This window comes from Reyranella sp., assembly GCF_965279465.1.
Lineage (GTDB): Bacteria > Pseudomonadota > Alphaproteobacteria > Reyranellales > Reyranellaceae > Reyranella.
The window spans coordinates 2,608,438-2,633,665 of the sequence record NZ_OZ257242.1 but is presented as its reverse complement, the minus strand read 5'-3'; the positions used below and the strand labels follow the sequence as shown (position 1 = coordinate 2,633,665).

At 66.3% G+C, this 25,228-nt stretch carries 27 protein-coding genes; 12 read left to right on the top strand and 15 right to left on the bottom strand.

Annotation, left to right across the window (positions count from 1 at the left end; all coding sequences use genetic code 11):
* Positions 1-47: 47 nt before the first annotated feature.
* Positions 48-1,238, top strand: a complete 1,191-nt coding sequence (locus ACQY8M_RS12920) for an MFS transporter (protein WP_428672541.1) — start codon at positions 48-50, stop codon at positions 1,236-1,238.
* Positions 1,239-1,363: 125 nt separating this feature from the next.
* On the top strand, positions 1,364-1,687 hold the full coding sequence (locus ACQY8M_RS12915; protein ID WP_428672539.1) for a response regulator: 324 nt from the start codon (positions 1,364-1,366) through the stop codon (positions 1,685-1,687).
* Between the two features lie 3 nt (positions 1,688-1,690).
* On the opposite strand, the gene ACQY8M_RS12910 is transcribed toward ACQY8M_RS12915, so the two are convergent.
* Positions 1,691-2,671 (bottom strand): aldo/keto reductase, encoded by a 981-nt coding sequence (locus tag ACQY8M_RS12910; protein WP_428672537.1) that lies wholly within the window; start codon positions 2,669-2,671, stop codon positions 1,691-1,693.
* A gap of 104 nt (positions 2,672-2,775) precedes the next feature.
* Between ACQY8M_RS12910 and ACQY8M_RS12905 the strand changes: the two genes are divergently transcribed.
* Positions 2,776-2,937 (top strand): Rdx family protein, encoded by a 162-nt coding sequence (locus ACQY8M_RS12905; RefSeq protein ID WP_428672535.1) that lies wholly within the window; start codon positions 2,776-2,778, stop codon positions 2,935-2,937.
* 57 nt (positions 2,938-2,994) lie between these two features.
* On the opposite strand, the gene ACQY8M_RS12900 is transcribed toward ACQY8M_RS12905, so the two are convergent.
* Positions 2,995-3,981, bottom strand: coding sequence for a hydroxyacid dehydrogenase (locus tag ACQY8M_RS12900; protein WP_428672533.1), 987 nt, complete (start codon positions 3,979-3,981; stop codon positions 2,995-2,997).
* A 69-nt stretch (positions 3,982-4,050) separates the two neighbouring features.
* On the opposite strand from ACQY8M_RS12900, the gene ACQY8M_RS12895 reads away from it, so the two are divergent.
* Together ACQY8M_RS12895 and ACQY8M_RS12890 are read left to right on the top strand one after the other, a co-directional pair.
* The gene (locus ACQY8M_RS12895; protein ID WP_428672531.1) at positions 4,051-4,722 is read left to right on the top strand and encodes a hypothetical protein; all 672 of its coding nucleotides are present in this window, start codon (positions 4,051-4,053) and stop codon (positions 4,720-4,722) included.
* Positions 4,682-5,317 (top strand): hypothetical protein, encoded by a 636-nt coding sequence (locus ACQY8M_RS12890; protein ID WP_428672529.1) that lies wholly within the window; start codon positions 4,682-4,684, stop codon positions 5,315-5,317. The genes ACQY8M_RS12895 and ACQY8M_RS12890 overlap by 41 nt, the downstream gene beginning before the upstream one ends.
* A 103-nt stretch (positions 5,318-5,420) precedes the next feature.
* On the opposite strand, the gene ACQY8M_RS12885 is transcribed toward ACQY8M_RS12890, so the two are convergent.
* Positions 5,421-5,900: an Lrp/AsnC family transcriptional regulator gene (locus ACQY8M_RS12885; RefSeq protein ID WP_428672527.1), complete on the bottom strand. Its 480-nt coding sequence runs from the start codon at positions 5,898-5,900 to the stop codon at positions 5,421-5,423.
* Between the two features lie 91 nt (positions 5,901-5,991).
* Between ACQY8M_RS12885 and ACQY8M_RS12880 the strand changes: the two genes are divergently transcribed.
* The 3 genes from ACQY8M_RS12880 (at position 5,992) to ACQY8M_RS12870 (ending at position 7,528) form a co-directional block, all read left to right on the top strand.
* Positions 5,992-6,243 (top strand): DUF6356 family protein, encoded by a 252-nt coding sequence (locus ACQY8M_RS12880; protein WP_428672525.1) that lies wholly within the window; start codon positions 5,992-5,994, stop codon positions 6,241-6,243.
* A gap of 62 nt (positions 6,244-6,305) precedes the next feature.
* Complete coding sequence (locus tag ACQY8M_RS12875) at positions 6,306-7,079, top strand: alpha/beta hydrolase family protein (protein WP_428672523.1); 774 nt, start codon at positions 6,306-6,308, stop codon at positions 7,077-7,079.
* A gap of 65 nt (positions 7,080-7,144) precedes the next feature.
* Positions 7,145-7,528 carry an HPF/RaiA family ribosome-associated protein gene (locus ACQY8M_RS12870; protein ID WP_428672521.1) on the top strand — a complete coding sequence of 128 codons (384 nt, stop codon included), beginning with the start codon at positions 7,145-7,147 and terminating at the stop codon, positions 7,526-7,528.
* Here the strand turns inward: ACQY8M_RS12870 and ACQY8M_RS12865 are convergent.
* The 3 genes from ACQY8M_RS12865 to ACQY8M_RS12855 are packed head-to-tail and all read right to left on the bottom strand — an operon-like array spanning position 7,525 to position 10,089.
* Positions 7,525-8,124, bottom strand: a complete 600-nt coding sequence (locus ACQY8M_RS12865; protein ID WP_428672519.1) for a DsbA family protein — start codon at positions 8,122-8,124, stop codon at positions 7,525-7,527. The genes ACQY8M_RS12870 and ACQY8M_RS12865 overlap by 4 nt on opposite strands.
* Positions 8,114-9,289 (bottom strand): M20 aminoacylase family protein, encoded by a 1,176-nt coding sequence (locus ACQY8M_RS12860; RefSeq protein WP_428672517.1) that lies wholly within the window; start codon positions 9,287-9,289, stop codon positions 8,114-8,116. The genes ACQY8M_RS12865 and ACQY8M_RS12860 overlap by 11 nt, the downstream gene beginning before the upstream one ends.
* 5 nt (positions 9,290-9,294) lie before the next feature.
* Positions 9,295-10,089, bottom strand: coding sequence for an alpha/beta fold hydrolase (locus ACQY8M_RS12855; RefSeq protein ID WP_428672515.1), 795 nt, complete (start codon positions 10,087-10,089; stop codon positions 9,295-9,297).
* 73 nt (positions 10,090-10,162) lie between these two features.
* Between ACQY8M_RS12855 and ACQY8M_RS12850 the strand changes: the two genes are divergently transcribed.
* Positions 10,163-10,522: an MliC family protein gene (locus ACQY8M_RS12850; RefSeq protein ID WP_428672513.1), complete on the top strand. Its 360-nt coding sequence runs from the start codon at positions 10,163-10,165 to the stop codon at positions 10,520-10,522.
* 93 nt (positions 10,523-10,615) lie between these two features.
* On the opposite strand, the gene cydB is transcribed toward ACQY8M_RS12850, so the two are convergent.
* Genes cydB through ACQY8M_RS12835 form a run of 3 tightly spaced genes read right to left on the bottom strand, consistent with a single transcriptional unit; the run spans position 10,616 to position 14,424 of the window.
* Positions 10,616-11,623 (bottom strand): cytochrome d ubiquinol oxidase subunit II, encoded by a 1,008-nt coding sequence (gene cydB, locus ACQY8M_RS12845; RefSeq protein WP_428672511.1) that lies wholly within the window; start codon positions 11,621-11,623, stop codon positions 10,616-10,618.
* A gap of 1 nt (position 11,624) precedes the next feature.
* The gene (locus tag ACQY8M_RS12840) at positions 11,625-13,034 is read right to left on the bottom strand and encodes a cytochrome ubiquinol oxidase subunit I (protein WP_428672509.1); all 1,410 of its coding nucleotides are present in this window, start codon (positions 13,032-13,034) and stop codon (positions 11,625-11,627) included.
* Between the two features lie 13 nt (positions 13,035-13,047).
* Positions 13,048-14,424: a PLP-dependent aminotransferase family protein gene (locus tag ACQY8M_RS12835; RefSeq protein WP_428672507.1), complete on the bottom strand. Its 1,377-nt coding sequence runs from the start codon at positions 14,422-14,424 to the stop codon at positions 13,048-13,050.
* 73 nt (positions 14,425-14,497) lie between these two features.
* Between ACQY8M_RS12835 and ACQY8M_RS12830 the strand changes: the two genes are divergently transcribed.
* Positions 14,498-14,872 carry a DUF983 domain-containing protein gene (locus ACQY8M_RS12830; protein ID WP_428672505.1) on the top strand — a complete coding sequence of 125 codons (375 nt, stop codon included), beginning with the start codon at positions 14,498-14,500 and terminating at the stop codon, positions 14,870-14,872.
* Here ACQY8M_RS12830 and ACQY8M_RS12825 read toward each other — a convergent pair.
* The 4 genes from ACQY8M_RS12825 to ACQY8M_RS12810 all read right to left on the bottom strand — a co-directional run bounded on the left by ACQY8M_RS12825 (position 14,869) and on the right by ACQY8M_RS12810 (position 19,444).
* Positions 14,869-15,885 carry an asparaginase gene (locus tag ACQY8M_RS12825; RefSeq protein ID WP_428672503.1) on the bottom strand — a complete coding sequence of 339 codons (1,017 nt, stop codon included), beginning with the start codon at positions 15,883-15,885 and terminating at the stop codon, positions 14,869-14,871. The two genes, ACQY8M_RS12830 and ACQY8M_RS12825, sit on opposite strands and share 4 nt — an antisense overlap.
* Positions 15,885-16,388, bottom strand: coding sequence for a hypothetical protein (locus tag ACQY8M_RS12820; RefSeq protein WP_428672501.1), 504 nt, complete (start codon positions 16,386-16,388; stop codon positions 15,885-15,887). Before ACQY8M_RS12820 ends, ACQY8M_RS12825 begins: the two co-directional genes overlap by 1 nt.
* 20 nt (positions 16,389-16,408) lie before the next feature.
* The gene (locus tag ACQY8M_RS12815; RefSeq protein WP_428672499.1) at positions 16,409-18,097 is read right to left on the bottom strand and encodes a hydantoinase B/oxoprolinase family protein; all 1,689 of its coding nucleotides are present in this window, start codon (positions 18,095-18,097) and stop codon (positions 16,409-16,411) included.
* A gap of 111 nt (positions 18,098-18,208) precedes the next feature.
* A complete protein-coding gene (locus tag ACQY8M_RS12810; RefSeq protein ID WP_428672497.1) occupies positions 18,209-19,444 on the bottom strand; it encodes an acyl-CoA dehydrogenase family protein in 1,236 nt (411 codons plus the stop codon).
* Between the two features lie 144 nt (positions 19,445-19,588).
* Here ACQY8M_RS12810 and ACQY8M_RS12805 point away from each other — a divergent pair, with 144 nt between their 5' ends.
* On the top strand, positions 19,589-21,925 hold the full coding sequence (locus ACQY8M_RS12805; RefSeq protein WP_428672495.1) for a xanthine dehydrogenase family protein molybdopterin-binding subunit: 2,337 nt from the start codon (positions 19,589-19,591) through the stop codon (positions 21,923-21,925).
* Between the two features lie 222 nt (positions 21,926-22,147).
* Positions 22,148-23,500, top strand: a complete 1,353-nt coding sequence (locus tag ACQY8M_RS12800; RefSeq protein ID WP_428672493.1) for a bifunctional 3-(3-hydroxy-phenyl)propionate/3-hydroxycinnamic acid hydroxylase — start codon at positions 22,148-22,150, stop codon at positions 23,498-23,500.
* Positions 23,501-23,589: 89 nt separating this feature from the next.
* Here the strand turns inward: ACQY8M_RS12800 and ACQY8M_RS12795 are convergent, their stop codons facing one another.
* Positions 23,590-23,985: a Zn-ribbon domain-containing OB-fold protein gene (locus tag ACQY8M_RS12795; protein ID WP_428672491.1), complete on the bottom strand. Its 396-nt coding sequence runs from the start codon at positions 23,983-23,985 to the stop codon at positions 23,590-23,592.
* A gap of 4 nt (positions 23,986-23,989) precedes the next feature.
* Complete coding sequence (locus tag ACQY8M_RS12790; RefSeq protein ID WP_428672489.1) at positions 23,990-25,162, bottom strand: thiolase domain-containing protein; 1,173 nt, start codon at positions 25,160-25,162, stop codon at positions 23,990-23,992.
* Positions 25,163-25,228 lie beyond the last annotated feature (66 nt).

Here is a 25,228-nt window from a genome sequence, read left to right as displayed (position 1 = left end):
GACGCGGCGCTGGGCGCGACCGCAAAAGTGAGCTAAGGGACGGACCAGTGTCGCGTCCCGAAGCTCAGCGTTCCGCCCCCGCCTTTGCAATCGTCCTGCTGTCGGTGGCAGCCTTTGCTTCCGCCGCCAACATGCGCGTGATCGACCCGCTGCTGGTCCAGCTCGGCCTCGAGTTCGGCGTGACGGTGGGCGCCGCCTCGGTCGCCGCAACGGCCTTCCTGCTCGCCAATGGCGTGTTCGTGCTGGTGCACGGCCCGTTCGGCGACCGCCATGGCAAGATGCCCGTGGTCGCCATCGCCTGTCTCGCCGCCGCCGTGTGCTGCGCGCTCAGCGCAGTCGCCAGTTCACTCGCTCTGCTGGCCTTCGCACGCTTCCTCACCGGCGTGACCAGCTCGGCGATCATCCCGCTCGCCATCGCCTGGCTCGGCGACAACGTCCCCTACGACAAGCGCCAGGCGACCCTGGCCCGCTTCCTGACCGGCCAGACGCTCGGCCTGATGACAGGCTCCGCGATGGGTGGCGCGCTCGGGGATTGGCTGGGCTGGCGGTCCGTCTTCTGGGTGCTGGCGGCGATCTATGTCGCAGCCGGCGTCGCGCTGTTCGCCGTGATGAGGGCGCGGCCCGAGATCGCGCGGCCCGGGGAGCGCGCCGCGGGCTCGATGGTCAGCCAGATGCTGGGCGTGCTGAAGCGGCGGTGGGCGCGCACGGTGATCGTCGTCGTGGCGCTGGAGGGCGGCGTGTTCTGGGGCAGCTTCACCTTTGTCGGCGCCGACCTGCACGAACGCTTCGGGCTGGGCTTCGCCGCCGTCGGGCTGGCGGTCGCGGCATTCGGTGGCGGAGGTTTCCTTTATGTGACGGTGGCTCACGTCCTGGTCCGGTTGCTGGGCGAGCGCGGCCTCGTGCTCTGGGGAGGCTGCGGGCTCGGGCTTTCCTTCGCGATCCTGGCCCTGGCGCCCAACGCGATCGTGGCCTTCGCCGCGATCGTCGGCTGCGGCATCACCTTCTACATGCTGCACAACACGCTTCAGACTCACGGCACACAGATGGCGCCTGAAGCGCGCGGCTCGGCATTGGCGCTGTTCGCCCTCTGCCTGTTCGTCGGCCAGGCGGTCGGCGTGCCGGTCGCCGCACCGATCGTCGACCGCTGGGGCGCCGTCCCGATATTCTGGGGGGCCGCCCTGTTCCTGCCGGCGTTGGCGCTCTACTTTGCCTTTGCTCTTCGCAATCATCGCGCGTAACTGTCGATACACTTCGCGTGTTGACAGAATTCGGCTCTTGTCCGCCTATCGCACCGATGACCGATATATCCTCCGGCCTCAACTTCGAACCTTGCGACGTGCTTGTCGTGGAGGACGAACTCTCGTTGGCGGAAACGATCAGCCAGTTCCTGATGCGCGGCGGCTTGCGGGTCCGGACGGCGCATGGCGCCGCCTCGGCGTTGCGCACGGCCAGCATCGCGCCGCCACGCGTCGCCATCATCGACTATCAGATCCCCGGCATGAACGGCCTGGACCTCGCCGCGAGGCTTCGCGCCGACTTGCCGACGCTCCAGATCATCCTGATGTCCGCGAACGACCTGCATTTCGACCGGAAGACCCTCGATAGTGCGGGCGTGAAGGTGTTCGTCAACAAGCCGATGCCGCCGGGTCCGCTCCGGCAGGCCGTGCTGCGGCTGCTTCAGGCCTGATGGTCAGTTGGCCGGCGAAACCCGGAACTGGTAAGGCTCCTCGAGTGCCTTCGCTTCGTCGGACGTGATCGTGAATTCGGTCGCCTTGGCGGCCGAGCTCAGCTGCTCGAGATCGGTAGCGCCGATAATCGGCGCGGCCATGTAGGGCTTGCTCAGCAGCCAGGCGAGGGCTGCCTGTGCCGGCGTGCAGTTCTTGCCCAGCGCGATCTTCTTCAAGCGGTCGACGATCTCCCAGTCGCTGTCGCGATAGGTGCCGGCCTGGACCTGCGCGTCGTTCCTGGAACGCTCGGTGGCGCCGCCGCCTTCCTTGTTGCGGTTGCCCGCCAGGAAGCCGCGCGCGAGGGGCGAATAGGGAATGAGGCCGACGCCCTGCTCCTCGCACAGCCGATTCATCTCGCGCTCTTCCTCGCGCTGGATCATGTTGTACAGGTTCTGCATCGCAATCGGCCGGGCGTAGCCCTTCCAGTCGGCGATCATGATCATCTGCGCGAACTTGTAGGCCGGCATGGTCGAGCCGCCGATGTAGCGGACCTTGCCCGAGCGCACGAGCTGGTCGAGCGAATACATCGTCTCCTCGATCGGCGAGTAAGGGTCGAGGCGGTGGACCTGGTAGACGTCGATGTAATCGGTCTGCAGGCGCTTGAGCTGCTCGTCGACCGCCGCCATCAGATGCTTGCGGCCGGTGCCCTGGTCATTCTGCGCGGGGCTCATGCGGATGCCGACCTTGGTCGAGAGCACAATCTCCTCGCGCTTCACCAGCTTCATGAGGGTGGCGCCCATGATCTCCTCGGACCGGCCCGCGTTGTAGGCGTCCGCCGTGTCGAAGAAGGTGATGCCGACATCGAGCGCGCGCCTGAAATAGGCAGGCGCCTCGGCCTCGTCGAACTTGCCCCAGCCGCGGCGGCCCTTGGCGCCCCACGAATTGCCGCCGAGGCAGATCCGGCTGACGATCAGGCCGGAGCGGCCGAGAGGTCCGTACTTCATCTCAAGCTCCCCTTGCTGGCGGCAGCTTAAGCTCCCACCTTGAGGGCATGAAAGTCCTGATCGAATATTGCGGCGCCTGAGGCTACAAGCCGCAAGCCCTCCGTGTGAGGGAACGCCTCGAGAAGATGGGCGCGACCGACTTCGAGTTGCGCCCCGGCAGATCCGGCCAGTTCGACATCACCGTCGACGGCGCGCTCAGATATACCCGCAGCAAGACCGGCCGCTTTCCGACCGATGCCGAGATCGCAGACCTTCTGCCGGGCTAGACTCATGTTCCCTCCGAAGCGATGGAGGGAAGTTAAGCTCGCTCACACTCCAAGGCGTCAGCCATAGATCTCCTTGTTCACGCAATGGGCGACGATCGGCTTGCCGTCGAACACCGAGAGGATGTTCTCCATCACGGCGATCGCCATGCGATCGTTGGCCTCCTTGGTCACACCGGCCATGTGCGGGCTGAAGATCACGTTGTCCAGGCCGAGCAGCTTGTTGCCCGGATCGGGCGGCTCGCGGTCGAGCACGTCGAGACCGGCGCCGCGCAGCGTGCCCTTGGTCAGGGCGTCGTAGAGCGCGTCTTCGTTTACGATGCCGCCGCGCGCGGTGTTCACCAGGAACGCGCCGGGCTTCATCAGGCCGATCGTCTCGGCATTGAACATGTCGACCGTCTCGGGCGACTTCGGGCAGTGCACCGACACGAAATCGACCTTGGGCAGGATTGCCTTGAGATCGGTCACCTTGGTGGCACCGGCCGCCTTGATGTCGGCCTCGGAGATGTTCGGATCGAGGACGTGGACGTCCATGTCGAAGGCCACGCAGCGCTTCACCGTGCGCGAGCCGATGCGGCCCATGCCGACCACCAGAATCGATTTGCCGGCGAGGTCGGCCGGCTGGTCCGACAGCCGCTCGTGCCAGGTGTTCTCGCGCACATAACGGTCCATCTTGCGCGTCAGGCGCGCCGAGGCGAGCAGCATGTACATGGCATGCTCGGCAACCGACACCGAGTTGGCAATGCCGGTGGTCATCAGCGGGATCTTTCGCTTGCTGAGCGCCGGAACCTCGACCTGGTCGAAGCCGACGCCGAGCCGCGCCACCACTTCCATGACCGGCGAGACGTCGAGTTCGGCCTGCTTGTACGGCGTGCCGCCCAGCGTGACCGCGTGGGCGTCCTTGAGCTTGGCATGGTACGATGAGGCCACATCCTTGAGCGGCAGGATCTCGAAGTCGACATCGTCGCGCTTCTGAAGGACCTCCATACCTGCCTGTGGCATCCAGCCGACGATCAGCACTTTCTTGCGGTTCTTGCCCGTGGTCATCGTTTCCCCTGCCGTTCGCTATCGGCCACGATCCTATCAAGGGGCAACGGGAGGCGCGACCCCGCGTTGATGGGCATGGAATTCCGCGACGCAATCGAGAAAGATGCCGAGGACCTGCACGCACTCGCCGATCGGGCAGCCGCCGCATCGCGACAGGACGATCTGCTGCCCCGCCCCGTCAGGAGCGGCAACGACTGGCTGACCCAGGAACGGCAACTCGACGCTGCGGCCATGACCCTGCGCCACAATTGGCTCGGCGTGGCCCATCGGCCGGGCGACGCCACGCTCAAGAGCCCGCGCGCCGGGCACATCGCCCATGTCGCCTGCGGCTCCGAGGTGAGCTTCGGCTACGAGCGGGACATCGACGTCTCCATGCTGGAGCAGCGCAAGGGCTACCTGCGAGCGCCGGCTTGCTGGGCGGCCGACCTTGTCCTGTTCCGCAGCGGACAGGCGGCCCTCGCCTGCCTGGTCCACTTCGCCGCCGCGCAGTGGGGCAGGACCGGTCCGCTCACCGTTGCCCATGCCGGCTCCTATTTCGAGACGGCGTCGCTGCTCGCTTCATGGCCGCAGCGCATGATCCGGCAAGTCGACGATGCGGCCGTCGCCGATGTCGTCATCGCCGAACCCGTATGGTGCGACGGACAATTCGGCTGCGGAGAGCGTCTGCCAACGGCGTCACGCGCTCCTGCTCGACATTACAATGTCCGGCCCGACGTACGATCTCGAGCCGCATCTCGGTGACTGTCCCCTGGTAATCGCCTACAGCTCCGGACTGAAGCTCGACCAGGCTGGCCTCGAACTCGCCAATGCCGGGATCGTTCGTGTGCTGGCGCGCGATGACGCCAAGAACGTGGGCATGGCGCTACGTCAACTCCGCGGACTCACGGGAAGCGGCCTCACGCTCGACGAGCTGTCGGCCCTCTCCGCGCCGTGGTTCATGGATCGCGCCTATGCCGATCGCTACACCGCAGCCATCTTCACCAACAACCGCGCGCTCGCCGACGCAATCGGCACGCGCTCACCGGTCTTCGGCGCGCGCTGTCATCCTTCCCTCGTCGATCCCGCCGCCGAAGCGCCGTTCTGCGCACTGACGCTCAATGAGCCCTCACCCGAAAACTATCGCGCCCTCGAAGCGAGGGTCGCTCACGAATGCAAGCGCCGCGGCCTGCTCGCCGCCAAAGGCGGTTCGTTCGGCTTCCGCGGCCATCGCTTCGAGCTCATCGAGCCGGAAGGCTCCCCGACGTTCTTGCGCGTAGCATTGGGCTGGCGAGACGGCTGGAGCCGGCAAGGCCTGTGCGAGCTGTTTGCCGAACTGGCAGCACGGCCGTCGTCCTGAGCGAAGCCAAGGACCGCACTCTTCTCCGGAGAGCATCTTTGCAGGTAACGCTGATTCTTTGGCTCCGCTCGGGATACCAGGAATTTCACTTTCGAGTCGGGCACTACGGCAGGTAGGTCAACGGCAGCCGTGTCGTCGATTTGATCTCCTCCATGGCGAACATCGAGGTGACGTCGCTGAGCTCGACCTTGGCGATCAGACGTTTGTAAAACGCGTCGTAGGCATCGATGTCGGGCAGCACGAGCCGGATCAGATAATCGATCTCGCCGCTCATGCGATAGCAGTCCATCACCTCGGGAAACGAGGCGATCGCCTTGGCGAAGCGGCCGAGCCATGCCGCATTGTGCTGCGCGGTGCGCACCGCCACGAACACCGTGACGCCCGCATTCAGCGCCCGGCGGTCGAGCAGCGCCACCCTGGCACGGATGACGCCCTGGTCCTGCAGGCGGTTGATGCGGCGCCAGCACGGCGTGGTCGACAGGCCGACGCGCCTGGCGATCTCCGCCAGCGGCATGTCGGCGGTGTCCTGGAGGCAATCCAGGATCTTTCTGTCGAATGAATCGAGCGATATTTTCTCGACCATTGGCACATCCTTGGAACAGATTTCTCCAGATTGGCCAGATCCGCGGAAACCAAGCAACCCGTTTCCTGCCGCAGCGCGTAGAATTACTTTTATGTTGCGCCGCTTCACCGATCACCCCTCTACGGTCAACGAGACTTACTTCGAGCATATGGCCATGGCCTTCGGCTTCGGCGGCCGCATGCTGCTGGGCAGCCTCGCCTGTTTCCTGCATGGTCTCTTCCCATGGCTGTGCCTGACTCGCGGCAGCGACACGATCCGCACGCTGCACCATCGCATGGTGACGCATCGCACAGCGTCGCCGGAGAGCCCGGTCGGCACCACGGCCGCCGCGGCCGGCGATTAGCCCCGCTTCTCCTCGTCAGCCTGCTCGCGGCGGCCCTTCCCGCCACCGCGCAGGAAAGATCGATGGTGCCGGTTTTCATCGACGGCGAGCAGGTGAAGCTCGCCGTCATCACCTACAAGCCGGCCGGCGACGGCCCCTTCCCCACGCTGGTCTTCCACCACGGCTCGACCGGGCGCGGTGACAATCCCTCCTACTTCGCCCATCCCTCCGATCCCAAGTTACTTGCCGGTTGGTTCACAACGCGTGGCTGGGCCGTCCTGCTGCCGTCGCGACGTGGTCGCGGCGGATCGGAAGGCCTCTACGATGAAGGCTTCTCGCTCGATAGGACAGGCTACAGCTGCAATCCGACGCTGGCGCTCCCGGGTGCCGACCGCGCCTTGCGCGACATCGATGCGGTGACGCCCGTGCTCCTCAGCCAGCCCTTCGTCGACCGCACCAGGGTGGCGGTCGGCGGCCAGTCGCGCGGAGGCATCCTCTCGATCGCCTGGAGCGGCCATCGGCCCGCAACGCCGCGCGCGGTGATCAATTTCGTGGGCGGCTGGACGGGCGCAAGGTGCCGGACCGCCAGCACGATCAACCAGAACCTGTTCATCCGAGGCGCGGCCTTCGCCCAGCCCACGATCTGGCTCTACGGAGAAAACGATCCGTTCTACCCTCTGTGGCACAGCCGGTCTAATTTCGCGGCGTTCGAAGCCGCCGGCGGCAAGGGTACCTTTCACGAATACGGCGTGTCTGCAGTCGTGAACGGACACGACATAGCCACCGTTCCCTCGCTGTGGAGCAGCACGCTGCAAGCCTATCTCGAGGAGCATGGGTTGCCGGCCAGGGCGAAGTGACGGCTTGCAACCGGCCTGTCCCATCCCACGTTCACTAGGAGAGTGAACGAACCAAGGAGGGCACGATGGAGACACCCCTGAAAATCAGCTTCCAGGGTGGCGATGCCAGCGAAGCCCTCAGCATCCTGATCGGCGAGAACGTCGAGGCGCTCGAGAAGCTCTATGGCCGGATGACCGCTTGTCACGTGGTGGTGCGGATCCCCGACCGTCATCACCGGACGTCCCAGTTCGCCGTCAATGTTCACCTCAGCCTGCCGGGCGGAATCGACGTGAACATCGACCACGCGCCCCAGAACGACAACCATTTCGCCAACGCCCAGGCAGCCGTGCACGACGCGTTTCGCCGCGCCAAGCGATTGCTCAAGGACCGTGCCAGCAAGCAGCGCGGCGAGGTGAAAACCCTGCACGAGCGCATCGAACGGACTGTCGACCAGCCGCCGGACGCCTAGCGCCGCCTGACGGCCTTTTCGTCCAGCCGCTCACGCAGCAGGCCGATCCGGTCGCCACCCCAGAACAGCTCGCCGTCGAACACGAAGGTGGGAACACCGAACACTCCCGAGGCCTCTGCCTCGGTGCGGAGCTGGTCATGCAGCGCTCCGCCCTCGCCCGCCAGGAACGCAGCGAAGCCCGGCGGCGCGCCGGCTTCGATCAGAAACGCTTCCACCGCAGCGACATCTTCGGGATTGAGCTCGCGCCGCCAGAAGCGGTCGAAGACGAGGTCGTTGTAGCGGCGGAAGGCGCCGTGCTGTTGCGCGTAGAGCATTCCGGCGTTGGCGGGCCGGGCATAGAACACCTTGGTCGGTCCCTTCAGGATCAAGCCCTGCTTGTTGGCGAACCGGCGCGCGTCCATGTAGGCGTAACGCACCCGCCGCCAGTGATGCGGATCGCGCTCGGCGACCGATTGCTGGAACGAAGCGATGTCCAGCGTGTACGGCCGCCATTCGAGCACGAGGTCGTAGTCGCGCTCGAGGTCATAGGCCCACGCCTTCGCAACGAAGGCATAAGGGCTTACATAGTCGATCCAGAGCCGAACGTTAGCGGGCATCCTTCGCCAGCCTGGTTTCCACCACACGCGACCACAGGGTGGCGCCGAGCGTGATGATCTCGTCGTTGAAATCGTAGCCCGGATTGTGGACCTCGCAGCCGCCTTCGCCGCCGCCGTTGCCGATGTTGATGAAGGCGCCCGGCACCTTCTCCAGCATGTAGGAAAAATCCTCGGAGGCCATCACGTACGGCCCTTCGCGATTCATGTTCTCGTCGCCGACGATCCTGGCCGCGACGTCGGCGATGAACTTCACCGCATCCCGGTCGTTGACCAGCGGCGGAAAGACCACGCGCACATCGGCTTTGGCGCTGCCGCCCAGCGTCTTGGCGATACCCTCGGAGATCGTCTCGATGCGCTCTTTCACCAGAGCCATCGTCTCCTTGCGGAAGGCGCGGATAGTGCCGCGCAGCACCGCCTCCTGCGGGATCACGTTGTAGGCGTCGCCGGCATGCATCTGGGTCACGGAGATCACCGCCGAATCGAGCGGCGCGACGTTGCGCGACACGACGCTCTGTAGTGCCGAGATGATCTGCGTGGCGATGATCACGGGATCGATGCCCGACTCTGGACGTGCGCCGTGCGCGCCCTTGCCGGTGATATGGACGTCGAACAGCCCGCCACCGGCCATCTGCGGTCCGGAGCGGATCGCGAACTTGCCAACATCGAGCTTCGGACGATTGTGCATGCCGAAGATCTGCTCACAGGGAAATTTGTCGAACAGCCCGTCCTTGACCATCGCCTCGGCGCCACCACGGCCCTCCTCGGCCGGCTGGAAGATGAAGTGGACAGTGCCGTCGAAGTTGCGCGTCGCCGACAGATACTTCGCGGCGCCGAGCAGCATGGTGGTGTGGCCGTCGTGGCCGCAGGCATGCATGCGACCCTTGTGCTGGCTGCGATGGTCGAAGGTGTTGTGCTCGTCCATTGGCAGCGCATCCATGTCGGCGCGCAGGCCGATTGCGGTCGGATTGTTGCCGACCCGGATCGTGCCGACCACGCCGGTCTTGCCGATCCCGGTGGCGACCTCGACACCCCATTCCCGGAGCTTCTCGGCGACGATGCGGCTGGTGCGCTCCTCCTCGAAACCCAGCTCGGGATGCGCATGGATGTCGCGGCGGATGGCGGTCAGCTCGGCGGATGCGGCGGCGATCTTGGGCTCGATGTTCATGCGATTCAGGACTCCAGCAGGAAGGACGTCATTACACGCCGAAATTCGCCGCCATGCACGTTCGGATAGAAGTGCCCGCCATCCGGCAGGACGTAAGCGCGGGCGTTGGGGATCGATCGAACCAGCTCTTCCGTGAAATAGAGCGGCGTCACCATGTCGTCGCGCGCACAGATCGCCAGGGTCGGCGCCCTGACCTTCTGCAACTGATCGCGCCGGTCGTGCGCCACGATCGCCGCAATGCGTGACAACACGATCTCCGGGATCGGAATGGTCTCGTTTGCCTTCGCCTCCGCCGCCGTGAGCTCGGCATCGTGATCGCGCACCCACCAGGGCGAATTGAGCGACAGCGCGCTCGACTTCTGGTAGGCGGCCGGCCCCAGCTCTTTCAGCATCAATGCACGTGTCTCGAACAGTCGCCGGAAGAAGGCGTCGGTCCTGGCCCAGGTGGCGCTCAGCACCAGCCGGTCGATCCGTTCGGGGTGCTCGATCGCCAGCACCTGGCCCATCGCGCCGCCGGTGGAATGGCCGCACCAATGAACCTTCTCGAAGCCCAGGGCGTCGATCAGCTGCAGCGCATCGTCGGCCATCTGGGCGACGCTGTAGTCGATCTTCGAGAGTGTGCTGCGGCCGGTGCCCCGGTGATCGTGCACGACGACCGTGAATTCCCCGGCGAGCTTTGCCGCATTTTCGCCCCACCATCGGCCGTCGCCGCCCAGTCCCGGCACGAGCAGCAAGGGCGGTCCGTTGCCGTACTTCTCGTAATAGAGCTCTGCGCCGTCGCGCAATTTTACGTGTGGCATTTGTTGCATTGCTCCCTCACGCGAGCCAGATAAGCTCGCGCCGCTGAAATTCGCCCCGGGAGGAAACCGCAGGATGCGTCGCTTGTCGATTGCCGCTCTCGTGCTGCTCACGCCGCTCGGAGCCTGCAACCAGGGTCCGACGACGGCCTGGACCCCGATCGCACGGCCAGCACCCGACGATGCGACGCCGGCGGGCATCGCCTATGTTTGCGAGGGCCGCAAGGAAGTGGCCGTGGTCTACGCCAAGAACCGCGCATCGGTGACTTTGGACAATAGGACCTGGCGCACCGAGTATCAGCCGACCGGGGACGGCTTCCGCTATGCCGACGCCACGGTGGAATGGTCGGGGCGCGACGACCTCGCCGTCCTGCGCCAGAACGGCAGCGCCAAGCCGTTGGCCTTCAATTGCAGGCCAGCCCGACGGACTACATGAGCCAGAGCTTGATCGCGTAGCCGACGATCGCGGTCACCCCGACGCCGCCGGCCCAGAGAGCGACGAACCACAGCCACTGCCGCGGCGCGGGCATCAGTGGTAGCCCTCATGCCCGGTCTTGCCGCGGAACACCCAGTAGGCATAGCCGGTGTAGATCAGGATGATCGGCACCATGATCGCGGCACCGACGAGCATGAAGCCGAGGCTCTTGGCCGGTGCTGCGGCGTCCCAGATCGTGAGCGCGCGCGGCACCACATAGGGATAGAGGCTGATGCCGAGCCCGATCAGGCCGAGAGCGAACAGGCCGAGCGCGATCAGGAAGGGCCAGTAGCTGCGCTTGTGGCGCAGCGCGAAGAAGAAGCCGACCGAGGCCACCGCCACCAGCAGCGGCACCTGCGCGGTGAACAGCACCTGCGGCCAGGCGAACCAGCGAAGGTAGTAGTCGTTGGCGAGGAACGGCGTCCAGGCGCTCACTGCCGCCATGCCGACGATGGTCGCGACCGCGAAGCGCAAGGCCAACCGGTAGCAATGATCGAGCAGCGAGCCTTCGCTCTTCATGATCAGCCATGTGGCACCAAGCAGCGCATAGCCGCAGACCAGCGCCACGCCGACCAGCAGGCTGAACGGCGACAGCCAGTCCCACCAGCCGCCGGAATAGGAGCGTGCGTCGACGGAGATGCCCTGCAGCAGGCCACCGAGCGTGATGCCCTGCGCGAACGCCGCCACGATGGAACCCAGGGTGAAGGCGGCGTCCCAATACTTGCGATGGCGCGGGTCGCGCCAGCGGAACTCGAAGGCGACGCCGCGGAAGATCAGGGCCAGCAGCATGGCGATGATCGGCGTGTAGAGCGCCGACAGGATCACGCCATAAGCCATCGGGAACGCCGCCATCAGCCCGCCGCCGCCCAGCACCAGCCAGGTCTCGTTGCCGTCCCATACCGGGGCAATCGAATTCATTGCGGAGTCACGCTCGCGGCCTTCGGAGAAGGCGGGGAAGAGGATGCCGATGCCGAGGTCGAAGCCGTCCATCACGACATAGGCGAAGATCGCGAAGGCGATGATGAAAGCCCAGATGGTGGGCAGGTCGAAGGCCATCGGCATGTCAGACCTTCCCTCGCGTGACCGCGACGGCGGAGGCCGGCGTGATGCCGGCGGCGCGCGCCGGCATGCTGCCGTGCGGACCTTCCTCGCCATGGTGCGGCGGCTGGCTCATCAGCCGCAAGATGTAGTAGACGCCCGCACCGAACACGATGAAATAGACGCAGATGAAGGCCACGAGCGACGTGGCGACCGCCGGCGCCTGCAACGGCGACACCGAATCGGCGGTGCGCAGCAGGCCGTACACCGTGTAGGGCTGCCGTCCGACCTCGGTCGTGACCCACCCCGCGATCACCGCGACGAAGCCCGCGGGCCCCATGGCGAGCGCGAGGCGATGCAGCCACGTCCAGTCATAGAGCGCCCGGCGCGTCCGCGCGAGCAGGCTCCAGCCGGCGAGCAGCAGCATCAGCATGCCCAGCCCGACCATGATCCGGAACGCCCAGAAGACGATCGGCACCGGCGGCCAGTCGCTGCGCTTCACCGTGTCGAGCCCCGCGAGCGGCGCATCGAGCGAATGCTTCAGGATCAGCGACGAGAGCTTCGGAACCGAGATGTCGTAGAGGACCTTGCCTTCCTTCATGTCGGGCCAGCCGAACAGCACCAGCGGCGCGCCGTCGGAATGGCTCTGGAAATGGCCTTCCATGGCCATGACCTTGACCGGCTGGTGCTCGAGCGTATTGAGGCCGTGCTGGTCGCCGGCCAGGATCTGGATCGGCGCGACGACCGTGATCATGCCCATCGCCATCGAGAACATCACGCGAGTGCCCTCGGTCTTGCGGCCCGCGAGAAGATGCCAGGCACCGACGCCGCCCACGACCAGCGCTGTGGTGAGATAGGCCGCCAGAACGGTATGGACGAGGCGATAGGGGAACGATGGATTGAAGATGACCCCGAACCAGTCAACCGGCACGAACTGGCCGTTGGCGGCGATCGCATGGCCGGCCGGCGTGTGCATCCAGCTGTTGGCGGAGAGGATCCAGAAGGCGGAAATGAAGGTGCCGACAGCGACGGCCAGCGTCGCCGTGAAATGCAGCGACTTGCCGACCCGGTTCATGCCGAACAGCATGACGCCCAGGAAGCCGGCCTCGAGGAAGAACGCCGTCAGCACCTCGTAGGCCATCAGCGGGCCGATCACCGGCCCGACCTTGTCGGAGAACACCGACCAGTTGGTGCCGAACTGGTAGGACATAACGATGCCCGATACGACGCCCATGCCGAAGGCGAGCGCGAAGATCTTCAGCCAGTACTTGAACAGGTCGAGATAGACCGTGCGGCCCGTCCACAGCCACAGCGCCTCGAGCACCGCGAGATAGCTCGCCAGCCCGATCGAGAACGACGGAAAAATGAAATGGAAGGAGACGGTGAAGGCGAACTGCAGCCGCGCCAGCAGTGTTGCGTCGAAAGCGTCGAACATGGCGTCCCCCGTCTCAGACGATACGTGACACCGACACGGGCGACTTCAATGCGACACTTAGCACATCGAGTGCGCCCGCCAGGTCGGCCCTGCTGCGCGCCGCACCCAACGCGATGCGAATCGCATGCTCGGGCGCGTCGTCGACAGAGAAGCTGTCGCTGGTTACAACAGCAAGTCCCTGTCGTTGGACATGAGCGGCGAATTCCAGGCGGCTCCAGGCTGCCGGCAGGCGCAGCCAGACGTGATGGCCGCGCGGGTGCGCGGCATAGTCCTGCCCGGCCAATGCCCTGGCCGCGAGCTTCTGGCGCGCCGCCGCTTCCGTGGCAATGGCAGCGATGATCGCGTCAGCGCTGCCGTCGGCCAGCCAGCGCAAGGTAAGCGCGACCATCAGCGGCACGGGCATCTGCGCCACTGTGCGCAGCGCGTTGCCCAGCAATGCCGCCGCAGCGCGATCGGGCGTCACCATCAGCGACATGCGCAGGCCGGGCGCGATGCACTTGGACAGGGTCGCGGCAAGATAGCTGCGCTCGGGAACGAGCGTCGCGATCGGTGCGAGCCTGGGCTCGAATGCGCCATAGGCGTCGTCCTCGAACAGCAGCAGGCCGCACTTGCGAAACATTGCCGCAAGCTGTTCACGCCGGGCCGACGGCAAAGTGAGCGTTGTCGGATTGCTGATGGTCGGCACGAGATAGACGGCCTTGGGCTTGTACCGCTCGCAGGCTTCCTCCAGCGCCGCGGGAATCATGCCCGACTGGTCCGCCTCGACGCCAATGAGGCGCACCCCGGCGGCCGAAGCGGCCGACTTGAAGCCGGGATAGGTCAGGCGGTCGGTCAGCACCGCATCGCCCGGCTTCGTGAGAGACAGCAGCAGCGCCATCAGCGCGGTTTGCGTGCCAGGGAAGATCAGCAGCCGGTCCGGGGCCGCCGTCCGCACCCGCCTGCGCAGCCAGTCGGCCGCGACGCCACGATCGGCCTCGCTGCCACCAGCCTGCTGGTAGCTTAGGAAATCGGTCAGGCCGTAATCGCGCCGCAACCCATCGAGGCCGCGCGCGATGCGGCCTTCGAGATCGGCCTCGACCGGCTCCGGCGGCAGGTTCATCGACAGGTCGAATTCGATGCCGGCCGCGGCGGCGCGCGGTGCGCGCGCCTGGCTCTCGGCAACGAAGGTGCCCTGCCCGACCCGCGCCTCGGTCAGGCCACGGCGGCGCGCCTCGTTGTAGGCGCGCGTGACAGTGGTGAGATCAACGCCCAGCGCCTTGGCCAGCGCCCGATGGGTCGGCAGCCGCTCGCCGCGATGCAGGCGCCCGGAGGCCACATCGGCGGCGAGTGCTTCGACGATGGCTTCATAGACCGGGCCGGGCCGGTCGCCGAGTGTCGGGAGCCAATCCATACAATCCTCGTTCTTACCCTTGAATGTATGGCATATTGTACGGATATTCAACCGCACACGAAGGGAGTGTTCGATGACCGGTGCGGCCACCTACCTGATGCGCGGATTTGCGGGGCGCTGCCCGAACTGCGGCGAAGGCCATCTGTTCCGTGCCTTCCTGAAGGTCGCCGACCATTGCGAGAAGTGCGGCGAGCCATTCCGCTATCATCGCGCGGATGATTTTCCGGCCTATCTGGTGATCATCCTCATCGGCCACATCGTCGTGCCGATCGCGATGTGGATCGAGATTGCCTACAGCCCGTCCTACTGGCTGCAGGCCGCGATCGGGCTGCCGCTGATCGTCGGCATGGCACTCGGGCTCTTGCAGCCGATCAAGGGTGGGGTGGTCGCGCTCCAGTGGCACATGGGCATGCACGGCTTCGCCGAATCGAAGCTCTCCCGTTCCTAGCCAAAGGCGTCGAACAGCTCCGCGATCACCGCACGATCGAGGCCGGCGCGCAGGCAGGTTTCCAGCAACACGCGGGCCTTCAACGGATGCAGCCGGCCGCCCCAGATCAGGCCGGCCTCGCGCAACGCGATCTCCGAGCTTGGCCCGCCATAGGTCTTGCGCAGCATCGGCCCGCCGCCGGCGCGCGGAGAGACGACAGTCGGCATCGACTTGGCGAGACGGATGACATTCTCCGTGGCGCGCTCCGGCGTATGGCCGCCGCCCATCGCCGCGATCACGGCACCGCGATAACCGAGACGATCCGGGGCCGCGAGCATCAGCGGCATCAGCGCGGCATCGTCGTCGAGCGACATCCAGAACAGCGCAATCGGCGCGGCCTCGCCGCTCACCCCAGCAAGCTTCTTGCGCGCTTCGATAACGGCATCGCGCACCGGCAGTGCGAACGGCACGACGCGATCCTCGACCAGTGCGGCCAACGGACCGGTCTGGGTCGAGGCGAAGGCATTGAGCCGGGTCGGATGGACCTTGAGCACGTCCGAAGCCGCATAGACCTCGTCGAGCATCACGGCGATCACGCCCAGCGCCTTCGCGTTCCTGCGCACCCATGGATCGGCAGCGACCCGCACGGCGGCCAGCAGGTTGCCGGGCCCGTCGGGCGAGGTCAGCGCGGGATTGCGCATCGCGGCCGTAACGATCACGGGGATGTCGAGATCGAGCAGCAGGTCGAGCAGGAAGCTCGTCTCCTCGAGCGTGTCGGTGCCCTGCGTGACGACCACGCCATCGGCCTTCAGGCCGCGGATCCGGCCCGCGAGCGCATGGATCTGGTCGAACGACAGCGAGTGGCTGCCGACCCGCGACACGGTTTCGGCACCGATCTCCGCGACCTCATTGAGCAACGGGACGGCAGCGACGAGATCGTCGGCACCCAACCCCATCTGCATGGCGCCGGTCGGATCGGGACGCGTGGCGATGGTGCCGCCCAGCGCGAGGATATGGATACGCGGCTTGCTCATCACTTCAACTTCAGCGACTGGAAGAAGCGGTTGGCCTCGGGGCCGGTGACGCTGGGGCCGAGGAAGGCAAGCGACACGAAACGCCGCTCTCTCAGAAGCGAGATCATGCGCAGCATCGTGCCGGCGTGAACGGTGCCGATCGCTTCGACGCCGGCATCGGTCTGGCGCCAATCGACGCGATCCCATTGGCGGCTGGCCAGTTGCGCCGCGCGGCCATCGAGCGACGCCTGCAGCACGCGCCGCGGCTGGGCAACGTCGACGTCGGCCGGATAGAGCGCGGTCTGAGCGACGTAGGAGAAGCCGCCGCTTTCGAGGCTGTAGGAATGCAACGCGAAAGCCGTGCCGCGCGCGGACACATCGTTGATGATCCTATGATCCGGGATACCCGGCATCTCGACGGTGAAGGCATTCTCCTCGACCTTCACCGCATACCACTTCGTCGGGACATCGAGTTTCTTCTGGGCATGAACGATCGAGGGCGCCGCGATTGCTGCCGCGGCCAAGACGAAACGACGCCTACAGCTCATGGTCGAACGCCGAACTTCTCGCGGGCCTGTTCCGGCGTGTAGTAGCCGCGGGCGACGTCGCGCTCGACCAGCTCGGTCTTGCGCCTGGCGGGATCGCCGAAGCCGCCGCCGCCCGGCGTCTGCACACGGACCACGTCGCCGACCCCGATCTCGATATCCTGGTCCTTGGAGAGATGCGGCGGCTTGTAGGTCTTGTCGCCTTGCGTCACGACAACGGTGTTGACGCCGCCCGCCTCGCCGCCCAGCACGCCCTGCGGGCCGGTGCGGCCGTGGTCCATCACCATCGACACCCTCGCCTCGCCGCGGCGGAGCTTGATCGCATAGTTGATGCCGAAGCCGCCGCGGAACTCGCCGGCGCCGCCCGAGCCTTCGCGCAGGGAGAACTCCTCGAACAGGATCGGATAGAACTGCTCGAGCACCTCGACCGGCGGCATCTTCGAGATGCCGATGGTCGAGCAGCCGTTGCTGAGGCCGTCGCCGCCCTGGAAGCCGCCGTATCCTCCGCCGGTGAAGAGATACATGATGTAGTTGCGCTTGCGCTCGGGATCGTAGCCGCCGACGCCGAGATTGCCCGAGGTGCCGGCGGGCGCCGCGAACAGCAGGTCGGGGATCGCGTGGGTGAGCGCCGCGAACACCGCCTCGGCGATGCGCTGGCTCACCTCGGCCGCGCAGCCCGACACCGGCCGCGGATACTTCGCATACAGGAACGTCCCCTCGGGCTCGATGATATGCAGCGGCTCGAAGGTGCCGCGATTGATCGGCACGTCGGGGAAGATATGCTTGATGGCAAGGTAGATCGCCGACTTGGTGGTGGCGATGACGCTGTTCATCGGCCCGCGGCAGGGCGGGCTCGAGCCGGTCATGTCGAAGGTCAGGTCCTCGCCCTTCTTGGTGATCTTCATCCGAATCAGCAGAGGCTCGTCGACGACGCCGTCGCTGTCGACCTGCGAGCTGCCCTCGTACACGCCATCGGGAATGTCGGCGATCTTCGCGCGCATCTGGCGCTCGGCGCGATGGCGCATCTCGGCGATCGCCTGCTTCACCACGCCGGCGCCGTAGCGGTCGATCAGCATGGCGAGCCGCTGCTCGCCGGTGGTGAGCGCCGCGCCCTGGGCCTTGATGTCGCCGATGCGCTGGTCGGCGATGCGCATGTTGCTCATCAGGATGGCCAGGATCTCCTGGTCCAGCACGCCTTTCTTCCAGAGCTTGACCGGTGGCAGGCGCAGGCCTTCCTGCTCGACCTCGGTGGCGCTGGCCGAGAAGCCGCCCGGCACCATGCCGCCGATGTCCGGCCAGTGGCCGGTGTTGGCCAGCCAGGCGAACAGCTCGCCCCTGTAGAAGAACGGCTTAACGAAGCGCACGTCCATCAGATGCGTGCCGCCGAGATACGGGTCGTTGACGATGAACACGTCGCCCGGATCGACCGTGCCGGCGTAATGCGACTTCACCCGGTCGATCACCGCCCCGGTCGAGAACTGCATGGTGCCGACGAATACCGGCAGGCCGAGCTCGCCCTGCGCGATCAGCGAGCCGTCGATTGCATCGTAGATGCCGTCCGACCTGTCCATCCCCTCGGAGATCACCGGCGAGAAGGCCGCGCGCACGAAGGCGAGGTCCATCTCGTTGCAGACCTGGATCAGGCCGTTCTGGATGACGGTGAGCGTGACGGGATCGAGGTTCGACATCGCTCAAGCCTATCGTGTCATCCCGAGCGAAGCGAGGGATCTATGTTGCGGCCGTTAGATCCCTCGCTTCGCTCGGGATGACACGATGTTACGCTCGGGCATGACGGATAATCACAGCTCTGTGTCCCCCTTCAGCAGCCGCTGCACGATCGAGCGGTTGAGGATCTCGTTGGTGCCGTCGGCGACGTTGACGATGCGCAGCGAGTGCCAGGCGTGGTGCAGGCCCAGCTCGTTGGTGAAGCCCATGGCGCCATGGGTCTGCATGGCGCGGTCGACCGCCTTATAGCCGACCTGCACGGAGTAGGCCTTGGTCATGGCGAGTTCCTTCACCGCCGGCGCGCCCTGGTCGAGCAGGGCAGCGACATTGAGGCCCATCAGGTGCGCGCCGTGCAGCTCCATGGCGCTCTCGGCCAGCGGGAAGGTGACGCCCTGGTATTCCGCGATCGCCTTGCCGAACGCCTTGCGCTGCTGGGCGTAGTCGAGCGCCTTCTCGAGCGCCCAGCGGCCGTAGCCGACGGCGCGCGCCGAATTGTAGATGCGGCCCAGCGACACGCCGTACAGCGCCGCCGCGAAGCCCTGATGCAGCTCACCGACGAGCTGCCACGGCTCGACCCGCACGTCCTCCAGCCGCAGCTCGGCCTCGTCGCCGCCGATATGGCCGAACAGCTTGATGATGCGCTGGACCTCGAAGCCCGGTGACGCGGTCGGCACGAGGAAGGCCGAGATACCGCCCTTGCGCGCCGCCGCCCGCTCGGGATCGGTGACCGCAAAGACGATGCAATAGTCGGCGACCGGGGAATTGGACGTCCAGATCTTGCGACCGGTCAGGCGCCAGGCATTGCCGTCGGGCACGGCCTTGGTCGAGAGCGCCGCGGCATCGGAGCCGGCGCCGGGCTCGCTGAGGCCGAAGCACATCGACGCCTCGCCCGCCATCATCGGCGCGAGGATCTTCTCACGCGCCTCCTCCGTGACTTTTTCGAGCAATCGGCTCGGTCCGAACGCCCAATGGCTGATGACATAGAGCATCAGCCAGTTCTGCGGCCCGCACAGGTGGAACAGCGCCTCCCAGCCCACGTAGTAGGCAAGATGCGCCAGCCCGCCGCCGCCCAGCGCTTCGGGCACGCACATATTGTAATAGCCGGCTTTGGCGGCGGCGCGCCGTACCTCGCCGATAAGACCCTTCAGTTCGTCGGAGAATCGCCCGTCCTCGCGATAGAGCAGCCGCGGATTCTCGAACAGCTCGCGGTGCCTATCATGCCGCGGCAACACTTCCCTGCGGGCGAAATCGATCAGCCCGTCACGCACCGCACGCACGTCTTCCGGCAGTTCCCATGCAATCGCGGACATCAGCCCTCCCGACAATGGATGGGCACCATTCTTGCAGCGGTAACCGAGAGGGACTACAGGACGAACACGCGATGAACCGCGATACGAGACCGTTTTCGCGCTATAGTCGACGGGATATTACCCCACCTTTTTGATGGACGGCCCATGAACGCGCCTTTCGCTGCGGACTCTCTCGACTCGATAAAATTCGCCGTCGGCCAGCCGGTGCCGCGCAATGAGGACCCCACCCTGCTGAAGGGTGAGGGCCGCTACAGCGACGATGTCAACATGCCGAACCAGGCCTGGTGCGTGATGGTGCGCAGCCAGGTGGCGCACGGCATCATCAAGGGCATCGACACGGAGGAAGCGCGCAGGATGCCGGGCGTGCTCGGCATCTGGACGGGCGCCGACCTCAATGCGGCGGGCTATGGTGCGCTCAAGACCGTGATGATGGTGCCGCAGCGCGACGGCTCGCCGATGAAGACTCCGACACGTTATTCGCTGGCCACCGACAAGGTCCGCTTTGTCGGCGATCCGGTGGCCTTCGTCGTCGCCGAGACCCAGGCGCAGGCCAAGGATGCGGCCGAGGCGGTCGCGGTCGACATCGAAGCCCTGCCCGCCGTCACCGAGGCCCGCGAGGCCGCGCAGCCGGGCGCGCCCGAAGTGTTCGACGACGTGCCGGGCAATGTATGCGCCGACTACCACTACGGCGACACGCCCAAGGTCGACGAGGCCTTCGCCAAGGCCGCACACGTCACGCGCCTGCGCCTGATCAGCAACCGCATCGTGGTCTGCGCGATGGAGCCGCGCTCGGCCGTCGCCTTCTATGACAAGGAGACCGACCGCTATACGTTCCAGGCCGGCAACCAGGGCGCGTTCGGCCTCAAGAACCAGATGGCCCAGCTCCTCGGCGTCAAGCCGGCGCAGGTCCGCATCCTCACCGGCAATGTCGGCGGCTCGTTCGGCATGAAGGGCTCGCCCTATCCCGAATATGCCGGCATGTTCCATGCCTCGAAGCTGCTCGGCCGGCCGGTGAAGTGGACCGACGAGCGCAGCGGCAGCTTTCTCAGCGACCAGCACGGCCGCGACCACGACTTCGACGCCGAGTTGGCGCTCGACAAGGACGGCACCTTCCTCGCCGTGCGCCTCGTCGGCTACGCCAACCTCGGCGGCTACCTCTCGAACGTCGGCGCCGCGATGGGCGCTCTCGGCGTGACGCGCAATCTCGCCGCGATCTACCGCACGCCGCTGATCTCGGTGTCGACCAAGGTATGCTTCACCAACACCTCGCCGATCGGCGCCTATCGCGGCGCGGGCCGGCCCGAAGCCAACTATTTCATGGAACGGCTGATCGCGACGGCCGCGCGCGAGATGGGCATCGATCAGGTGGAGATGCGCAGGCGCAACCACATCAAGCCGGAAGAGATGCCCTACAAGACCGCCTCGGGCACGGTCTACGATTCGGGCGAGTTCACGGCGCTGCTCGACAAGGCGCTGGAGCTGGCCGATGTCGACGGCTTCGCCGCGCGCAAGGAAGAGAGCAAGGCGCGCGGCAAGCTGCGCGGAATCGGCATCGGCGACTATCTCGAGGTCACCGCGCCGCCGATGAACGAGATGGGCGGCATCCGCTTCGAGCCCAACGGCGATGTCACCATCATCACCGGCACGCTCGACTACGGCCAGGGCCACTGGTCGGCTTTCGCCCAGGTGCTGACCACCAAGCTCGGCATCCCGTTCAAGAAGATCAAGCTGATCCAGGGCGACAGCGACCTGCTGATCGCGGGCGGCGGCACCGGCGGCTCCAAGTCGATCATGGCATCGGGTGCAGCGATCATCGAGGCCTCGGACAAGGTGATCGACAAGGGCAGGCTGATCGCGGGCGTGGCGCTCGAAGCCTCGGCGGCGGACATCGAGTTCAACGCCGGCCGCTTCACCATCGTCGGCACCGACCGCGGCATTGGCATCATGGAGCTGGCGGAGAAGCTGCGCAGCGGCATGAAGCTGCCCGAGGGCGTGCCCGATTCGCTCGATGTCAGCCATGTCCACGAGGCCGCGCCATCGGCCTATCCCAACGGCACGCATGTCTGCGAGGTCGAGATCGATCCCGATACGGGCATCGTCGACATCGTGAAATACACGATGGTCGGCGACTTCGGCACGGTCATCAATCCGCTGCTGGTCGAAGGCCAGAGCCATGGCGGGGTGGTGCAGGGCATCGGCCAGGCGATGCTCGAGCATGTCGTCTACAGCGAGGAAGGCCAGCCGCTGACCGGCAGCTTCACCGACTACGCCCTGCCGCGTGCAGACGATGTGCCGTTCTTCGCGATGGGCTATCACTCGGTGCCGGCCACGACCAACGTGCTGGGCGCCAAGGGCTGCGGTGAGGCAGGCTGCGCGGGCTCCCTGCCCTCGGTGATGAACGCCATCGTCGACGCGCTCGGCGGCAAGCACATCAACATGCCGGCCACACCGGAGCGGGTGTGGGAAGCGCTGCAGGGGTGAGGCGTATCACAACGCCTGATGTATGATCATCCTCCTCCTCGCGCGCCGCTGCGCGGGGAGGGGCGCCATCTTACGGCCACCGAGGGGCATGGCCCGCACCATGATTGTGGCCCTTGACCCCCACGCCCCTTCGGGGCACCTCCCCGCGCAGGGAGGAACGAGAGACATGCCGAATAAAGGGCGCTCACCGATCGGGTCGAAGCGCGGACGAGGGATCTGCCGGTGAGCCCGAAACACGACGTCGCCATCGTGGGCTATGGCCCGGTCGGTGCGCTACTGGCGAACCTGCTGGGGCAGGCCGGGCTCTCTGTCGCGGTGTACGAACGCGACACCACGATCCATCCGCTGCCGCGCGCGGTCCATTTCGACGGCGAGGTCATGCGCATCTTCCAGTCGGCCGGGCTAGCCGAGCATATCGCGCTGGCGGCGCGGCCGTCGTCGCAGGGCATGCACTTCGTCAACGCCACCGGCCAGACGCTGATCGTGCGCCGCGGCGTCGACGGGCCCGGCCCGCAGGGCTGGCCGAACAACTGGTATTTCCACCAGCCGATGCTCGAGCAGATCCTGCGCGAGGGCGTCGGCCGATTCCCCCACGTCGAGGTCAATCTCGGCCACGAGGTCACCGACGTGGCCGATCTCGATGCGCACTACGTCGTGGGCTGCGACGGAGCGCGCTCGCTGGTGCGGCGCGCGATCGGCAGTCGCACCTTCGATCTCGGTCTGCACCAGCCGTGGCTTGTGGTCGACCTGCTGTGCGACCCCTCCTCCCGCCGCGTCAAGGAGCTGCCCAACTACACCGTCCAGCTCTGCGACCCCGGGCGGCCGATGACGATCGTCAATGTCGGCGGCGCGCGGCGGCGCTGGGAGATCATGCTGATGCCGGGCGACGATCCGGCGCGCGTGGCCGAGCCCGCGACCTTCTGGCCACTGATCGAGCGCTGGCTCCGCCCGGAGGACGCTCGTATCGAGCGCGCCGCCGTCTACACCTTCCACTCGATCGTGCAGGAAGGCTGGCGCAAGGAGAACCTGCTGCTGGCCGGCGACGCCTGCCACCAGACGCCCCCCTTCCTCGGTCAAGGCATGTGCGCGGGCATGCGCGACGTGGCCAATCTTGCCTGGAAGCTCACCGCCGTGCTGCGCGGCAGCGCGCCCGATTCCCTGCTCGACACCTACGAGAGCGAGCGCGTGCCGCATGTCCGCACCTTCATCGAGCTCGCCGTGACGCTTGGCGCCGTGCTGCAGGAGACCGACCCGGCTGCTGCCGCGGCGCGCGATGCCCGCTTCGCCGCGGGTGCGGAGATGTTCGACTTCCCCCAACCACAGCTCGGTCCTGGTTGCCGCGCCGACAGACCGTCGCCGGTCGGCACGATCTTCCCCCAACCGCGCCTGCCCGACGGCCGGCTGATGGACGAGGCGATCGGTCCTCACTTCGCGATCGTCGGCGAAACCGGCCTGCTCGCGGCCGAAAGACCGGACGCGGTGCTGCTGCCCGGCGTTGGCGAGGTCTGGCTCGCGCAGAACGGCGTGCGCGCGGCGCTCCTGCGCCCTGACCGGTATATATCGGCCGTTCGCTGACCTCGAACCCTCGACCGCGGGCGCGACGAGGCAAAAGGGTCATACGTGCCAGGGCGCGGCTCTGGAGAGCCGCGTCCGGGCGATCGCTCTCAGGCCGGCGTAAACATCGGCAGCGGCGGACCGCCATCGGTCGGCTTGAAGACCAGCTTCACCGCCTGCTCGCACTTAAGCTTGTCGAAGTCGCAGTCGACGATATTGGTCACCATGCGCGGCCCCTCGGCCAAGGTCACGTAGGCCATGGCGTAGGGCACCGGCGCGCGGCGCATCACGCTGTAGGAATAGATCGTGCCCTTGCCCGAAGCCTCGATCCATTCGGTCTTGTCGCTGAAGCAGAACGGGCAGATCGTGCGCGGATAATGGTGCGCCTGCCCGCAGCTCGTGCACTTGCGCACCAGCAGCTTGCCCTGTGCGGCGGCATCCCAATAGGCCTGCGTTTCCTGGCTCACGGCCGGCGCCGGCAGCTTGCGTTCCTTGGTGTCGGCCATCGGACTATTCCCTCTCCAGAATGACGGTCGAACTGCCGTGACGCAGTCCCAGCGACCCACCGGTGCCGTGCGCGATGGCGAGGTCGCAATTCTTCACCTGCACCTTCGGATGCGCCTCCCCGCGCAGCTGGCGCACGGCCTCGAGCACCTTGGTGAGGCCGCCGCGATTGGCAGGATGGTTGCTGCACAGCCCGCCGCCGTCGGTGTTGAACGGCAGCTTGCCGACGCCGGAGATCAGGTTACCGTCCGCCACGAAGGCGCCGCCCTTGCCCTTCTCGCAGAAGCCGAGATCCTCGAGCTGCATCAGCACCGTGATGGTGAAGCTGTCGTAGATCGCGGCGAACTTGATGTCCGAGGGCTTCACGCCCGCCTCGGCGAAGGCCGTTGCGCCGCTGAAGCGCGCACCGGAATAGGTCAGATCGACCTTGCCGCCCATCTGGGTCTTCACGAATTCGCCGGCGCCGATCAGCTTGACCTTGGGCCGCTTGAGCTTTGCGGCGATCTCCGGCGCGACGACGACGATCGCGCCGCCGCCGTCCGTGATGACGCAGCAGTCGAGCCGGTGCAGCGGGTCGGAGATTATCGGCGAATTCACGACCTGCTCGACCGTGACCACGTCCTTCAGCAGCGCATGCGGATTGTATTGTGCATGGTGCGAGGCTGCGACCTTGATCCAGGCGAGTTGCTCGGCGGTGGTGCCGAACTCGTACATGTGCCGCATTGCGCACATCGCATACATGTTCACCACGGTCGGCCCGTAGGGGAACTCGAACGGGTCGTCCGGCGTCGGCGTGCCGCCGCGCGAGCGCGGCACGGTGCCGGTCGCCATGCCCTCGGCGCGCGGCCGTCCGGCCAATGTGATCAGCGCAACTTTACATTTGCCCGCCGCAATGGCCTCGGCCGCATGGCCGACATGGATCACGTAGGACGATCCTCCGGTGTCGGTCGAGTCCACATGGCGCGGCTTCAGCCCCATGTACTCGACCATCGACATCGGGCCCAGGCCAGGCGCATCGCCGGCGCAGAAGTAGCCGTCGACGTCGTCCTTGGTGAGGCCCGCGTCCTCGAGCGCGCCCTTGGCCACCTGTGCGTGGATCTGCGCGAGCGAGATGTCCGTCGCGAGCCGCGTCGGATGCTCGTAGATGCCGGCTATGTAGGCTTTGCCCTTGATGCTCATCGGTGGGCGATCTCCCTGGTCAATGTTGCGCCGCATCGTAGGCGAATGTGGCTCACGGAAAAGCGA